Origin of the sequence: Thalassotalea insulae, assembly GCF_030161395.1 — a bacterium.
Taxonomy (GTDB): domain Bacteria; phylum Pseudomonadota; class Gammaproteobacteria; order Enterobacterales; family Alteromonadaceae; genus Thalassotalea_E; species Thalassotalea_E insulae.
Genome location: NZ_BSST01000001.1, coordinates 3262425 through 3276325, shown reverse-complemented (window position 1 = coordinate 3276325; position 13901 = coordinate 3262425). Strand labels below are relative to the sequence as shown.

Below are 13901 nucleotides of genomic sequence, written 5' to 3'. Positions count from 1 at the left end.
GGATGAAATTCATTAGTGTGCTGTTGAGCCTATGCTTAACAATGTCTGCGTTGGCAGAAAATACCACGATAGATCCAGACAACCTATACCCTCAGGTAAAATTAGAAACATCAATGGGGGTGATCATTGTAGAACTGGATAAAGTCAAAGCCCCGCTCACGGTAGATAATTTTCTCACCTACGTAGTTAATGGTGAGTATAACAACACTATTTTTCATCGCATCATTCAAAACTTTATAGTTCAAGGGGGCGGCTATGATGCTGACTTTACAATGAAAAAAGTCAATGAAGATATAGTTAATGAATCCGGTAATGGTTTAAAAAACGAATTTGGCACCATTGCCATGGCCAAAGAGCGCCATCCCCACAGTGCTAATCGTCAATTCTTTTTTAACGTCAATGACAACAGTAATTTAGACCCGGGAAGAAACTGGGGTTACGCGGTATTTGGTTCGGTTATTGAAGGAGAAGAAGTATTAGAAGCGATGGCAAAGGTAAAAACCGATTACAGTGATGTAATGGGTTGGGAAGACGTACCACTTGAACCTGTGCTGTTAGTTAAAGCCACTTTATTACCCGCGCCCTAGTTCATCTCCCCTACTGGTAATCGATCACCAATAAGAGGTTGCTTTAATTTTCAATTACTTTACATAAGCTTACAGAAAAAAACATTTATCGCTTTGACAAAATAACATTTATCTACGATAAGTAAGGTAGTGCAGCAAACGCGTAGAATAATACTCATCAGACATTGCTCACCGAGATCTTATCTAGATCCTTTTTCTCTTTTATGGCGTTAATTTGGGGTAAGTAAATGATAATTGAGCAGTTTATCAATGAGAAAATTTTGCAAACCAGCGCGTATATTAAAGCGGTGTTAAATAAAGCCCTCCATTACACTGAACTCGACCAATTTGTTAGCAACACTATGGAAGAGTGGACCTTACTCAATGTTATTGATGAAACTCCTGGCAGTGCGAAAGAACGAGTATTTTGGCATGTCATGCATGAACTTAGTTTACACGGCAGTCAATCACTTAACTCAAATCTGTACTTTCGTACCGAGATCACCACCTGCCTCGACTTTTTTAACGGTATAGGCAGCTACCCTATCGATTGTATTGGCTGGCGGCCTATTGCCTGATCCTAAAGCCAAAGGCATAAACCAATAAAAGACTTCTTTAGCAGGGATGACTCTGATAACCTAACGCGATTAACTCTTTGTTCAAAAACGACTAATAATTAAATGTCAGCACGCCATACATTCACACAAACCCTTAGCTACTTTAAAGATAAACGCCTGCTCACCATTTTCTTTTTTGGTGTTGCCAGTGGTTTTCCTTGGGTGATGATCGGCTCAGCAATGACAGGATGGCTCAAAGACGATGGTCTGAGCCGTTCAAGTATTGGGTTATTTGGTCTGATCTTTGTCGCCTATAGCATTAACTTTCTGTGGTCACCGCTTGCCGATCGGGTCAAAATCGCATTTATTACTCAACGTATAGGGCTAAGACGCAGCTGGATTTTAGTCACACAAACCATCATAGTCGTCACGGCTTTTCAATTGAGTTTACTAGACGCTTCCTTGCAGCTTAGTGCCATGGCCGCACTTGGATTAATTATCGCACTAAGTGGTGCTACCCAAGATATTGCCATTGATGCCTATCGTATCGACTCATTAAGCGGCAAGGATAATAATATTATGGCGGCAGGCTCCGCGATGGCAACTGCTGGCTGGTGGACAGGTTATGCTGGTTTAGGCAGCATCCCATTTATTTTAGTTAGTCAACCTAACTGGCAATGGTCAGAAGTTTATCTGGTGCTTTCAATGATAATGGCTGTATTAATGATCACGGTCTTTGTTGTGCCCGAGCCCAAAAGTACAAGGGATGTTACCCTTAATGCTATCGAAAAAAATTATCTTAGCGTATTACCACACTTTGGTGCGCGCTCAATAACCATATTAGTCATACTGCCGATAATTTTTGTCAGTATTATTTATGCCAATATTGGCTACCCTGGCTGGCCACACGAATTAATTTCGGCTAACTATCAGTTTACTGTGATCACAGTATTTGTTGCCACATTGTTAGTGCTATTTAGCCAACAACTTTCTCGATTAAATCGCTATATTAATCAACATGACGGACCTAAAATCCAGCGAAGCAATTCTAACCTAGAAAAATTGGTGGCGTGGTTATTAACGACCTTAGTAGCGCCAATTCAGGAGTTTTTTGATCGAAATGGTACCCGCTTAGCCATTTCAATCTTAATGTTTATTTTCCTATTCAAACTCGGCGAAGCGTATTTAGGCCGCATGTCGATCGTTTTTTACCGAGAAGTAGGGTTTTCCAACGAAGACATTGCTTATTATTCCAAAATGATCCATTGGGCAACCACGATCGTATTTTCTTTAATTGGTAGCGTTTTTACTATCCACTACGGCATACTAAAAGGCTTGTTTATCGGCGGCATTGCCATGTCGGCCAGTAACTTGCTATTTTCTGTTATGGCAATTGTTGGCCCCAATAAATTGCTTTTTGCCTGTACGGTCTTTGTCGATGGATTCACATCTGCTTGGGGTTCGGTTGCCTTTGTTGCATTACTTTCAGTACTGTGTAATAAAAGCTTTACCGCCAGTCAGTATGCATTAATGGCGTCTTTAGGTACCTTTGGTCGAGTAATGTTAGGCTCATATTCTGGCATTATCGTAGACTGGCTTGACGGAAACTGGGCACTGTTTTTTGTTCTAACATCCGTGATGGTGATCCCAAGTTTGCTGTTTTTATATTCGATCAGAAAACCGCTCAATGCCTTAATCGAACAGCAAAGCAACTAACACCGTCAAGTAGTTGGACAGAAGCTTTCAAATTGCTGTAACTCTGCTCTTGGGCATTCATTGGCCGACTGTAATAATCCCCCTGAAAAGCCTGACAACAGTTATTGGTTAATAAATCTATTTGTGCTTTCGTTTCAGCATTAATCGCCAAGTTTATCGCGGCACTTTAAATAAACCACCATGGACGTGATCTAATGTTGAGCGAATTGCAGCATGTGATATGTTCTCAAGCAAATAAGCTTAATGATTATTTTTTAACTGCTTTTTTTGAGTAACATTTAGTACTAGCAGTTCCAGAAAATCTAATCTATGATATTGAAACAGTTAATATTATTGTATTCTTATGATCCGATTCTTCTTTCTTATGCCTATATTAATGTGTGGGATTTGGTGGTGGTACCTTGATAGTAAAGGTTTTAACCTCAGCGATGGCCTCAAAGGATTTATTTATATTTTAGCATTTAATGCCATCATCATTGCATTCTTTGTCCTTATGCTATTTGTTACTCATTAAAAAGCCAGCAACAAAAATCACTGGCTTTTTCATAACTAAATAACCTTAGGTTAAATAATTAAATTAAAAAATCGATCTGAATGATGAGCCACTACGACGGCTGCTTCTGCGGTTGCGCATACGGCTATGCAGTTCACGACGCTTAGCGCCTAACCACTCATCACGGGTAATAGTGGCATCGCCGGCACGGCCTTCTTCTCGCTCTCGATAGGCACAAAACTCGCTAAAAGCTTCGATATCATCTTTTAATTCTTCCGCCACTAATTCAATCATAATAGCATCATCTAAAAAGCCTAATACCGGAATATGATCTGGTACCAGATCCTGTGGATCGCTAAAATAAGCTAAAGCACTTAACACATCTGAACGTTCCTCATCAGGTATCTGCCACTCACTGTCTTCTATCATTGCCACTAAGGTATTCAACTTTTCAATACGTTCACTGACAAAGGCAGGCACTTCAACTTTAATGTCTTTACTTAAGTTTTTAGCGTTAGCTAAAATTTCTTGTTCACTTAACTTTTCTGCACCAGATTGCGCTTTTCGCATCACATCACGAAAATGTTCCAAATCGGATTCTTTTAATTCAAAGGTAACTTCAAATGCCATTATTATTCTCCTAGAATTGGCTTGCATAATGCTCACTGTTAAATTTAACAGAACATTCTCAAGACAACACTATTGTTAAGCACATTTTTATCATATTATTTAAATTATTAATGTCAGTTAACCTGTATTGCACTGTTATATTGTAATTTATAAGAAAAACTAAGGTAGCTTTTGCCAATATGAGCAATAAACTCTCCCCCCGTAATAACACTGAACCACATCAACCGATAAAATCAGAAAACAGTGATAAAAAAACTTGTGAAAACTGTTATGCCGAAGTCACTGGCGCGTATTGTGCGCAATGTGGGCAGGAAGTTGAATCAACCTTAAAATATTTTTGGACTGTGGTATTACACCTACTTGATGATATTTTCAGTTTTGATTCTCGTGCCAGTCGTACCTTAGTACCACTGTTATCTAAACCTGGTTTTTTAACTCAACAATATTTTTTAGGACATAGAGTCCAATACGTACCACCACTTAGGCTGTACTTATTTGTCAGCATCATTTTCTTCTTATCGTTAAAACTATTTACAAACGTTGGCTCACAAAACCTGGTTAATGCCAAAGTTCATCACCAGACCCAACAAGCACTAGAGAATAAAATCAAAGCGTTATCAACCGATCCAGCAGCGGTAACAAAAAATCAACTTGTTATCGAAAAATTAGAAACACTGCTGGCAGATTTAACCGTCAGTAATAAATACATGGTGCGCGATTTAACCAACCAGCTCGCCGAGTTAACATTAAAAGAGCTGGAACAAAATGCAACATTAAACGACGTAGATTATCAAAAAGTCGAAGCACTTAAAGCGCAACTGGAAAAAGCGAAATCAGGTGTTAATATCGATGCGGAATTAACGGATTTTAGCATCAGCAATAGTATAGAAGGTAAGATGTCTTTGCCATTTTTATCACCTGAAGCTAATAAAAAATTCGACCAATATGCAAAAACCTTCGAGAGCAAAGTCAGAAATCAACTGGTAGAAGACCCTAAAAAGTTATTAACTCTAGCGCTAGATAAAGCGCCGCAATTAATGTTCGTACTCTTGCCTGTGTTTGCACTGCTATTAAAAATACTCTATCTATTTTCCAATCGCCTATATTTAGAACATCTGACAGTAGCCCTGCACAGCCACAGCTTTATTTTCTTATCGATTCTTATTATCGAATTGCTATCAGTATTAAGCGAAAAAGTAAATTTCTATGCTCTGGAATATATCAATGTAGGACTGATGATCTGGCTGCCAGCTTACTTATACCTGATGCAAAAGCGTATATATCAGCAAAGTCATTTGGTAACTGTAGTGAAATATTTAATCACCAGCTCACTGTATTTACTCCTTATTGTATTTACCGGATTAATTGCTTTTGTCTGGGGTGCAATGACGCTATAACACATAATGAATGAACCGATAGATAAAATTAACTGCCAACAAAAGAAAGATGGCAAAGCGTTTAGCATTATCGCTATCTTCTTAGTATTATTTTTACTCCTAAGCTTCACCGGTTCAGGCAGTACATCAAGTGGTCTATGGCTGGCACGCGGTTTCTTCTTAGTCTTTATCCTGTTATTTTTCGTTTTGGCAAATAGCCATCATAAAAAACATCAGGCACTAGGTGATACACCTCTTTATCTAAACACTAAAAGGCCTATTATTGGTCAAATACTTAGCGGAAAAATCAAAGTCCCTCAACAACACTTCACAAAAGTTAAGCAATTAACACTGAACAACATTTACTACGATGGTCGAAGCAAAAGAAAAAAATGGAAAAGAATCCGTCAATTAACGACGACTTGTCTCCCGAGCTATGAAGAAGAATGCACCTGGCTTAATTTTGAATTCACCGTTCCCGAAGATTCCAAAGCCAGTGAAAATAAAGGAGATAGGCACTTCTATTGGGAAGTTGAAATGGTATTTACCGAAAAGCTTACACAGGTAAAACGTAACTGGCGCGTCACTATCGATAAATAATCGCATGCGCCAGCCAAAAAAAAGGCCGATATGCTCGGCCTTTTCAAATCAATCGCACTTATTCCGCCAATGGTCGCATATGCGGAAATAAGATCACATCTTTAATCGTTGGTGAATCGGTAAATAACATGACCAAACGGTCGATACCTATGCCCTCACCAGCCGTTGGTGGTAAGCCATGCTCTAATGCACGAATGTAATCTTCGTCAAAATGCATTGCTTCATCATCACCGGCATCTTTTTCTTCCACTTGCTTACGAAAACGCGCAGCCTGATCTTCAGCATCGTTAAGCTCGGAGAAACCATTGGCTAATTCACGGCCACCGACGAAAAATTCAAAGCGGTCGGTGATAAACGGGTTGTCATCATTACGACGTGCAAGTGGTGACACTTCCCACGGATACTCCGTGATAAAAGTTGGTTGATCTAACTTGTGTTCAGCCACTTCTTCAAAGATTTCACAGATATATTTACCTGGCCCCCATACCTTTGACGCATCCCCTTCTTTTACACCAACTTGTTTTGCCATGGCTTTAATGGCATCAAAGTTGGCTTCAGGATCGCGCAGCGGCGCTTCATCTAAATGCGGGGCATGTTTTAAAATCGCATCGACCATAGATAAACGCTCAAACGGCTTGCCAAAATCATAGTACTTTTCTTCTAACACTTCGCCTTCTGCGTTTTTCACTGTATTGCGGATCACCGGTGTACCCATTACATCTTCAGCCAAAGTGCGCAGCATATCTTCGGTCAGATTCATCAAATCATGATAATCAGCGTAGGCCTGATAGAACTCGATCATAGTAAATTCAGGGTTATGACGGGTCGATAAGCCTTCGTTACGGAAGTTACGATTAATCTCAAACACTCGCTCGAAACCACCAACAACCAGACGCTTTAAATATAGCTCAGGTGCAATACGCATAAACATTTCAATATCTAATGCGTTATGAAACGTGGTAAAAGGTTTTGCCGTTGCCCCACCAGGAATGGTTTGCAACATTGGCGTTTCCACTTCCATAAAGTCACGTTCAGTCAAAAATTTGCGGATACCATCAACAATTTTTGAACGTATTTTAAAGGTATTACGAGTTTCTTCATTAATGATCAAATCAACATAACGCTGACGATACTTAGTTTCAGTATCTTGCAAGCCGTGGAATTTTTCTGGCAATGGACGTAATGATTTAGTCAATAACTGATAATCTTCCATGTTGACATATAAATCGCCTTTCCCAGATTTATGTAAGGTACCTGTAACACCTATAATGTCACCGATATCTAATACTCCCCAACGAGCCTTAATGTCTTTTTGTACATCTTTTGCCGCATAGGCTTGGATACGACCACTCATATCCTGTAGCACTAGAAATGGCCCACGCTTTGCCATAACACGGCCAGCAACGCTGTATTGTTCGGTTTCAGCTTCTAACGTTTCTTTATCTTTTTCACCATGAGCAGCTTGTAAATCAGCCGCATAGTGTTTTCGATCAAACTTGTTTGGGTGGCCGTTTGCCGGACAGTTTTCTCGAATTTGCGCTAATTTGCCGCGACGTTCGGCAATCAATTTGTTTTCGTCTTGTGCTTGCTCGCTCATGTTATCTATTATCTCAATAAATTAATGTTAACTAGTCATTGCTAACCAGCATAACGTTTCACTATTTAAGTTAGGTGTTAACCTGTTAAGTTTTATAGCCCAGATTTTAATGATGCTTCGATAAATTTATCCAAATCACCATCTAATACCGCCTGGGTATTGCGGTTTTCAACGCCGGTACGTAAGTCTTTAATACGACTGTCATCTAAGACATACGAACGGATCTGGCTGCCCCAGCCAATATCTGATTTACCATCTTCTAATTGTTGCTTACTTTCGTTTTGCTTTTGAATTTCCATCTCATAAAGCTTAGCCTTTAACAGCTTCATTGCCGTTGCACGATTCTTATGTTGCGAACGATCAGCCTGACAGGCAACCACTGCACCACTGGGCACATGGGTAATACGAATAGCAGAATCGGTTTTATTAACGTGCTGACCACCAGCGCCCGAGGCACGGAAGGTATCAATACGTAAATCTGCCGGGTTAATGTCTATCTCAATATTGTCATCAATTTCCGGGTATATAAATGCCGAGGCAAAAGATGTATGACGACGACCACTTGAATCAAATGGCGATTTACGCACTAAACGATGAACACCTGTTTCAGTGCGTAACCAGCCATAAGCATAATCACCAGAGTATTTGATAGTACAGCCTTTAATACCGGCAACATCACCATCACTGACTTCAATGACTTCGGTTTTAAAACCATGCGCTTCGCCCCAGCGTAAGTACATACGCATCAGCATTTCAGCCCAATCTTGTGCTTCGGTGCCGCCAGAGCCAGATTGAATATCGAGATAGCAATCTGCGCTATCTTGCTCGCCAGAAAACATCCGACGAAATTCCAGTTTTTCCAGACTTTGTTCTAATGCCGCCACTTCTACCTGTGCGTCATTAAAGGTTTCTTCGTCTTGTTCTTCAACCGCCAACTCCACTAAGCCGTCAATATCATCACAACCGGCTTCTAAGGTCTGAATAGTCTCGACAACCGCTTCTAAGTTAGCTCTTTCTTTTCCTAATGCCTGTGCCCGCTCTGGTTCATTCCAAATTTCTGGGACTTCCAGTTCACGAATAACTTCAACTAAACGCTCTGCTTTTTGCTCGTAGTCAAAGATACCCCCGAAGCAACTGAGCCCGTTCGCGAATTTCTTTAACTTTAAATAACACAGGATTAACTTCAAACATTAGTAATTAAATGCCTTTAACAGATGAAAATGAAAGAAAATTAGTCGCGCATTGTAGCTTAATTACCGGCGCAAATAAATGCTCGACGTTCGCTATTTTATGCGCAAAATATATAGGATATGTTTTTGCTAGCTTAGCTGGAGATTTTCCACTATCAATTGCAAGCTCTGCTTACCGCGAAATTCGTTAATATCAAGCCGATATGCTAGATGAACCTTGGTCGCCTGACTGTTTGGCCACTGCTTAATATCAACATTAAAAGCAATAGCATCAAATACTTGCCCCTGTTTTTGCACCACCATTTTTAAATGTTTTTCTCCCACCAACCGCTGTTGAATTAATTCAAATTCATCATCAAATAATGGCTCAGCAAAGTTTTGTCCCCATGGACCGCTGGCCCTTAACAATTCAGCGAATGCTAAATTCATTTCAGATAGTGCTAAAGCGCCATCAGAAAAACATTTGCCTTCAAGCAGTTCACTATCAAGCCACTGCTCGGCATAATACTCAAAATGCTGCTGAAACTGTTTGAAGTCATCCGGCGTTATCGACAACCCTGCCGCCATAGCATGACCGCCAAACTTAATGATCAACCCTGGGTGTTGACTGGCGATATGTTCGAGTAAATCGCGAATATGCAAGCCGGGAATTGAGCGCGCAGAGCCTTTTAGTTCATCCCCCGCTTCATTGGCCGCAAAAACCACACAAGGACGATGAAACTTTTCTTTTAATCGGCCAGCGACAATCCCTATCACCCCTTGATGCCATTGTCGATGATATAAAGCAAGCCCATAAGGTAAACTGGTTTCAGACACTGTCAACTGCTTCATCACAAGCTCAGCCTCTTGCTGCATCCCTTGTTCAATCTCACGACGAGTTTTATTTAGGCTATCTAATTCTGCCGCCATTACCCGGGCAGTCATTAAATCCCCCGCCAATAAACAGTTGATACCATAGGCCATATCATCTAATCGCCCGGCCGCGTTAATTCGGGGACCGAGAGAAAAGCCAAAATCAGCAGCGGTTAATCTTTGCTGATTTTTGCCCGCCACTTCAATTAATGCCTGGATCCCTGGACGGGTATGGCCAGCGCGAATACGCTTAAGCCCCTGCTCAACTAAAATTCGGTTATTGGCATCTAGAGACACCACATCAGCTACCGTACCTAAGGCAACTAAATCTAACAATTGCGCAATGTTTGGCTCCGGTAATTGCTGTTGCTCAAACCACTGTTGGTCTCGCATATGTTTACGCATCGCCAGCATAAAATAAAACGCTACACCGACACCTGCTAATGCTTTGCTGGGAAAATAACAATCAGGTTGATTAGGATTAACAATGGCATCGGCAGGCGGTAACTCCTCACCCGGTAAGTGATGATCAGTAACGATCACAGTTAAACCAAGTTCTTTAGCTTTTTTCACCCCGGCTATGCAGCTAATACCATTATCAACGGTAATTAATAGCTCCGCGCCCTGTTTTGCCGCAATTTCGACAATTTCAGATGTCAGGCCATAGCCGTATTCAAAACGATTAGGCACTAAGAATTGATGGTTTCGACTGCCCAAACTCGATAATGCGCTGATCATCAGCGCAGTACTGGTGGCACCATCGGCATCAAAATCACCGATGATAAAAATTGATTGTTGTTTGACTATTGCTTGATAGAGTATCTGACAAGCACGGTCTAAGCCTTTTAAACAGCTGACATCGAGCAGCTGACTAACACTGAGCTCAAGTTCCTGCTCAGCTTTAACACCTCGGGTAGCATAAATTTGTCGGATCACAGGATGTAACGAATCCGGCAAATAACTATCATCTAGCGGTTCACGACGAACAATCACTTTATCCATGTTCAGCTAAATCTTGTTCAACTAATGCTCAAAAGCTTAGCTATTCGCTTCCAGGTTTTTGATGATGGCTAAGATCGCATCCGGGTCTTTGTATCCTGGTAACATAAAGCCGTTATCAAATATAATTGCCGGCGTACCACTGACACCTATTTGACGACCAAAATTAAACTCTGCTTCAATCGGCTTATCGCAAATACGCTGGGCAACCGTTGAACCTAATTTTGCTTTCGTTAGCGCTTCATTAGGCTGTTCGTTACACCAGATAGAACGCAAGTCTTTAAATCCTTTTGAATACTGACCAAACTGGTCTTTAACCCCTGCACGAGGATATGCCAGATAACGCACGGTAATACCATGCTCATTTAACTTATCCATTTCTTTATGTAACTTACGACAATACCCACATGTAATATCAGTAAAGACAGTAATTACATATTTTTCTTCACTGGCAGGGTAAACAATCATATCTTTTTCAAACTGTTTCATACCATCGACGCGCACCTGAGCCAAACTTTCTTCGGTATGATTAACAACATTGTCGCCAGCTAAACCATATAACTTACCATTGACTAAAAATTTACCATCAGCACTGGCATAAAACATTCCCTGATTAGTCACCACCTCAATTAATGCCGGAAATGGCGAAGCTTTAACAGTAATGATTTCTAACCCTAAACTATCAGATAAACGGGTCATTAACTGCTTTTTCACTTGCGCAGATAACTCAGTTTTTTCACTGGCATACGCCGAAGACACCGTTAAAAGAACAATAAAAAAGCCAGCAATAAAATTTTTAAACATGTAAATACCTAGTCACTCAGTGGGATTATTAAAATAAACCGTTATTTGATAAAGAAGACCTCATTAATGGCGACAAAATTACAGGTAAACAATTAAAAAAGCAATGTTACTAACCTATCTCTCTAGGGGCTGTTGATCTTTCAAGTTTGTTTTTGCAGTAATTTATTTGCTATTTATACAAGGCAGCACTTGCCAAGTGTAGTTATTTTACTCAAATCAAGCGATAACACAGTAAAAATGCCAAATAGCTGCTGCCCTATGGGTTCAACTAAATTAAAACAGCAAAGATCAACTGTCCCTAGATCAATCACTGGCTAAACAAGCGCGATTTCTGCTAAACTTGCGCCAATTTTTCACCCCAAATTGATTTACTTAGGTTAACTAAATGAAAATTGGCCTATTTTACGGCTCAACCACCTGTTATACCGAAATTGCCGCAGAAAAAATTCAGGCACACTTTGATTGCGATGTCGTTCAGTTACATAATATTAAAGACGTAGCACTTGAGCAATGTCAGCAATTTGATTTACTTATTTTGGGTATCTCGACCTGGGACTATGGCGAACTTCAAGAAGACTGGGAAAGCCACTGGGCAGAGATCAGTGACTTAAATCTTGAAGGCAAAGTCGTTGCTCTATATGGTATGGGAGATCAAATTGGCTATAGCGAATGGTTTCAAGATGCCCTAGGCATGCTGCATCAGCAAGTGATAGCGCAAGGTGGTTATGTTATTGGCTATTGGCCCATTCAAGGTTATGAATTCGCAGCATCGAAAGCACTAACCGATGATAAATCCCATTTTGTTGGCTTGGCCCTTGATGAAGATAATCAATATGACTTAAGCGATCAGCGTATCACGAACTGGTGTCAACAACTTCAGCAAGAAATTGCTGAGTTATTAGAACATTAAACAGACAATTTTTTACTTTTTTCGTGTAGCTTTTTTCATGCAGCTCTAGGTAATTCACCACTTTAGCTCTATAATCTGCACACCTTTAATTCGAGCAACCATCACTATGTTTGAGCAGTTTGATCTAGATTCAGCCCTTCTTGGCGGCATTAATAATATCGGTTTTAAAAAACCAACTTCAATCCAGTCATTAGTCATACCTGAAGCCATGGCAGGTAAAGACGTATTAGCTTCTGCTCCAACAGGTACCGGAAAAACCGCTGCATTTTTGTTACCGGCAGCTCAGCATTTGCTCGATTATCCTCGCACTAAGCCGGGATTCCCTCGAGTATTGGTTTTATCTCCAACCCGCGAGCTAGCACTGCAAATCAGTGAACAAAGTGAAAAGCTCACTGAGCTTACTAATATCAAAACCGGCGTGATCACCGGTGGCGTTAATTACGGCAGTCACAAAGAGATCTTAACCGAAACCACCGATATGCTGATCGCCACACCAGGACGCTTACTCGAATATATTGAAAATGAACAGTTTGATGCCAGAGAAATAGAAATACTGGTACTCGATGAAGCAGATCGTATGTTGGATATGGGATTTGCCGAAACCATCAATCGCATCATTGGCGAAGCTAGGTGGCGCAAACAAACCTTATTATTTTCTGCTACGTTAGAAGGTTCACATGTATTAAAATTTGCTAAGGAGATTTTAAACGAACCTATTTATTTGGAAGCGAATCCATCACGTAAAGAGAAAGCTAAAATTCACCAATGGATCCATTTAGCCGACGATAAAGATCATAAATTTAAATTACTGGCGCATTTACTTAAGCAAGATGATGTCAAACGGGCGGTAGTATTTGCCAACAAACGCGAAACGGTACAATACCTTTCAGGCAAGCTATACGCTGAAGAACTTCCTTGTGCCTGGCTTGAAGGCAATATGCCACAAGATAAACGTAATAGTGCCGTAGACAGATTACGCAAAGCTGATGTTAATGTCTTAGTAGCAACAGATGTCGCAGCAAGAGGGCTCGACATCGACGATATCACTCACGTCATTAATTTTGATATGCCGCGAAAAGCCGATATTTATATACACCGCATTGGTCGAACGGGTCGTGCCGGCAACAAAGGTACCGCTATTTCTCTAGTTGAAGCCCACGATATGGCTGTGATAGGAAAAATAGAACGCTATATGACTGAGCGTTTACCACGTCGTATCATTGAAGAACTTCGCCCGAAATATAAAGAAGCACGAATCGCATTGAAAAAGCCGAAGGTGAAAAAATCCACCGCACAGAAAAAAGCAAAAGCGAAAAAACAGGCGAAAAGAAAGAAAAAATAACAAGCTCACTATCGTAATAAAAACGCCTGAATGCTCGCATGTTCAGGCGTTTAGCTATTCCACCACGATTATTCTTTAGCTTAAATTAGTTACCGCAATTTTTACCCGATAAATTTGCACATTTTGACAAAATTTCTTGCGTCACCAACGCTGATCGGTGAAAATTACACCGAAATGAAGTAATTCCGCAGTAAATATCCAATACATTAGTTGTAATTCAATCTAGCCTTCGCTAGATTAGTAATTGTATTTTGCAATATTTAAGGATG

12 protein-coding genes are annotated in these 13901 nt (G+C 40.4%); 7 read left to right on the top strand and 5 right to left on the bottom strand.

What is annotated here, in order from left to right; genetic code table 11:
• Window positions 1-2 precede the first annotated feature (2 nt).
• The 3 genes from QQK06_RS14800 to QQK06_RS14790 all read left to right on the top strand — a co-directional run bounded on the left by QQK06_RS14800 (window position 3) and on the right by QQK06_RS14790 (window position 2839).
• Window positions 3-587, top strand: a complete 585-nt coding sequence (locus QQK06_RS14800; RefSeq protein ID WP_284245525.1) for a peptidylprolyl isomerase — start codon at window positions 3-5, stop codon at window positions 585-587.
• A gap of 227 nt (window positions 588-814) precedes the next feature.
• Window positions 815-1144 carry a hypothetical protein gene (locus QQK06_RS14795; protein WP_284245524.1) on the top strand — a complete coding sequence of 110 codons (330 nt, stop codon included), beginning with the start codon at window positions 815-817 and terminating at the stop codon, window positions 1142-1144.
• 102 nt (window positions 1145-1246) lie between these two features.
• Window positions 1247-2839 carry an AmpG family muropeptide MFS transporter gene (locus QQK06_RS14790; RefSeq protein ID WP_284245523.1) on the top strand — a complete coding sequence of 531 codons (1593 nt, stop codon included), beginning with the start codon at window positions 1247-1249 and terminating at the stop codon, window positions 2837-2839.
• A gap of 577 nt (window positions 2840-3416) precedes the next feature.
• Here the strand turns inward: QQK06_RS14790 and QQK06_RS14785 are convergent.
• Window positions 3417-3962, bottom strand: a complete 546-nt coding sequence (locus QQK06_RS14785) for a YkvA family protein (RefSeq protein ID WP_284245522.1) — start codon at window positions 3960-3962, stop codon at window positions 3417-3419.
• A gap of 179 nt (window positions 3963-4141) precedes the next feature.
• On the opposite strand from QQK06_RS14785, the gene QQK06_RS14780 reads away from it, so the two are divergent.
• Window positions 4142-5359: a DUF3667 domain-containing protein gene (locus tag QQK06_RS14780; RefSeq protein ID WP_284245521.1), complete on the top strand. Its 1218-nt coding sequence runs from the start codon at window positions 4142-4144 to the stop codon at window positions 5357-5359.
• Window positions 5360-5365: 6 nt separating this feature from the next.
• Window positions 5366-5938: a hypothetical protein gene (locus QQK06_RS14775; protein WP_284245520.1), complete on the top strand. Its 573-nt coding sequence runs from the start codon at window positions 5366-5368 to the stop codon at window positions 5936-5938.
• A gap of 58 nt (window positions 5939-5996) precedes the next feature.
• On the opposite strand, the gene lysS is transcribed toward QQK06_RS14775, so the two are convergent.
• The 4 genes from lysS to dsbC form a co-directional block, all read right to left on the bottom strand.
• The gene (lysS, locus tag QQK06_RS14770; protein WP_284245519.1) at window positions 5997-7535 is read right to left on the bottom strand and encodes a lysine--tRNA ligase; all 1539 of its coding nucleotides are present in this window, start codon (window positions 7533-7535) and stop codon (window positions 5997-5999) included.
• Window positions 7536-7627: 92 nt separating this feature from the next.
• Window positions 7628-8726 (bottom strand): peptide chain release factor 2 gene (prfB, locus tag QQK06_RS14765; protein ID WP_284245518.1). Its coding sequence is split into 2 segments (ribosomal slippage): window positions 7628-8650 and window positions 8652-8726, totalling 1098 coding nucleotides; the frame shifts between segments, so codons are not numbered across the junction.
• Window positions 8727-8854: 128 nt separating this feature from the next.
• A complete protein-coding gene (gene recJ / locus QQK06_RS14760; RefSeq protein WP_284245517.1) occupies window positions 8855-10579 on the bottom strand; it encodes a single-stranded-DNA-specific exonuclease RecJ in 1725 nt (574 codons plus the stop codon).
• A gap of 36 nt (window positions 10580-10615) precedes the next feature.
• On the bottom strand, window positions 10616-11380 hold the full coding sequence (dsbC, locus tag QQK06_RS14755; protein ID WP_284245516.1) for a bifunctional protein-disulfide isomerase/oxidoreductase DsbC: 765 nt from the start codon (window positions 11378-11380) through the stop codon (window positions 10616-10618).
• Window positions 11381-11765: 385 nt separating this feature from the next.
• Between dsbC and fldB the strand changes: the two genes are divergently transcribed.
• Window positions 11766-12290, top strand: a complete 525-nt coding sequence (fldB, locus tag QQK06_RS14750; RefSeq protein ID WP_284245515.1) for a flavodoxin FldB — start codon at window positions 11766-11768, stop codon at window positions 12288-12290.
• A gap of 106 nt (window positions 12291-12396) precedes the next feature.
• Window positions 12397-13632: an ATP-dependent RNA helicase SrmB gene (srmB, locus tag QQK06_RS14745; RefSeq protein ID WP_284245514.1), complete on the top strand. Its 1236-nt coding sequence runs from the start codon at window positions 12397-12399 to the stop codon at window positions 13630-13632.
• Window positions 13633-13901 lie beyond the last annotated feature (269 nt).

Coding starts and splice junctions, on each gene's coding strand:
- dsbC (WP_284245516.1), bottom strand. CDS start 11,380: ATGTTTAAAAATTTTATTGCTGGCTTTTTTATTGTTCTTTTAACGGTG.
- QQK06_RS14790 (WP_284245523.1), top strand. CDS start 1,247: ATGTCAGCACGCCATACATTCACACAAACCCTTAGCTACTTTAAAGAT.
- QQK06_RS14785 (WP_284245522.1), bottom strand. CDS start 3,962: ATGGCATTTGAAGTTACCTTTGAATTAAAAGAATCCGATTTGGAACAT.
- recJ (WP_284245517.1), bottom strand. CDS start 10,579: ATGGATAAAGTGATTGTTCGTCGTGAACCGCTAGATGATAGTTATTTG.
- srmB (WP_284245514.1), top strand. CDS start 12,397: ATGTTTGAGCAGTTTGATCTAGATTCAGCCCTTCTTGGCGGCATTAAT.
- QQK06_RS14775 (WP_284245520.1), top strand. CDS start 5,366: ATGAATGAACCGATAGATAAAATTAACTGCCAACAAAAGAAAGATGGC.
- QQK06_RS14795 (WP_284245524.1), top strand. CDS start 815: ATGATAATTGAGCAGTTTATCAATGAGAAAATTTTGCAAACCAGCGCG.
- lysS (WP_284245519.1), bottom strand. CDS start 7,535: ATGAGCGAGCAAGCACAAGACGAAAACAAATTGATTGCCGAACGTCGC.
- QQK06_RS14780 (WP_284245521.1), top strand. CDS start 4,142: ATGAGCAATAAACTCTCCCCCCGTAATAACACTGAACCACATCAACCG.
- QQK06_RS14800 (WP_284245525.1), top strand. CDS start 3: ATGAAATTCATTAGTGTGCTGTTGAGCCTATGCTTAACAATGTCTGCG.
- fldB (WP_284245515.1), top strand. CDS start 11,766: ATGAAAATTGGCCTATTTTACGGCTCAACCACCTGTTATACCGAAATT.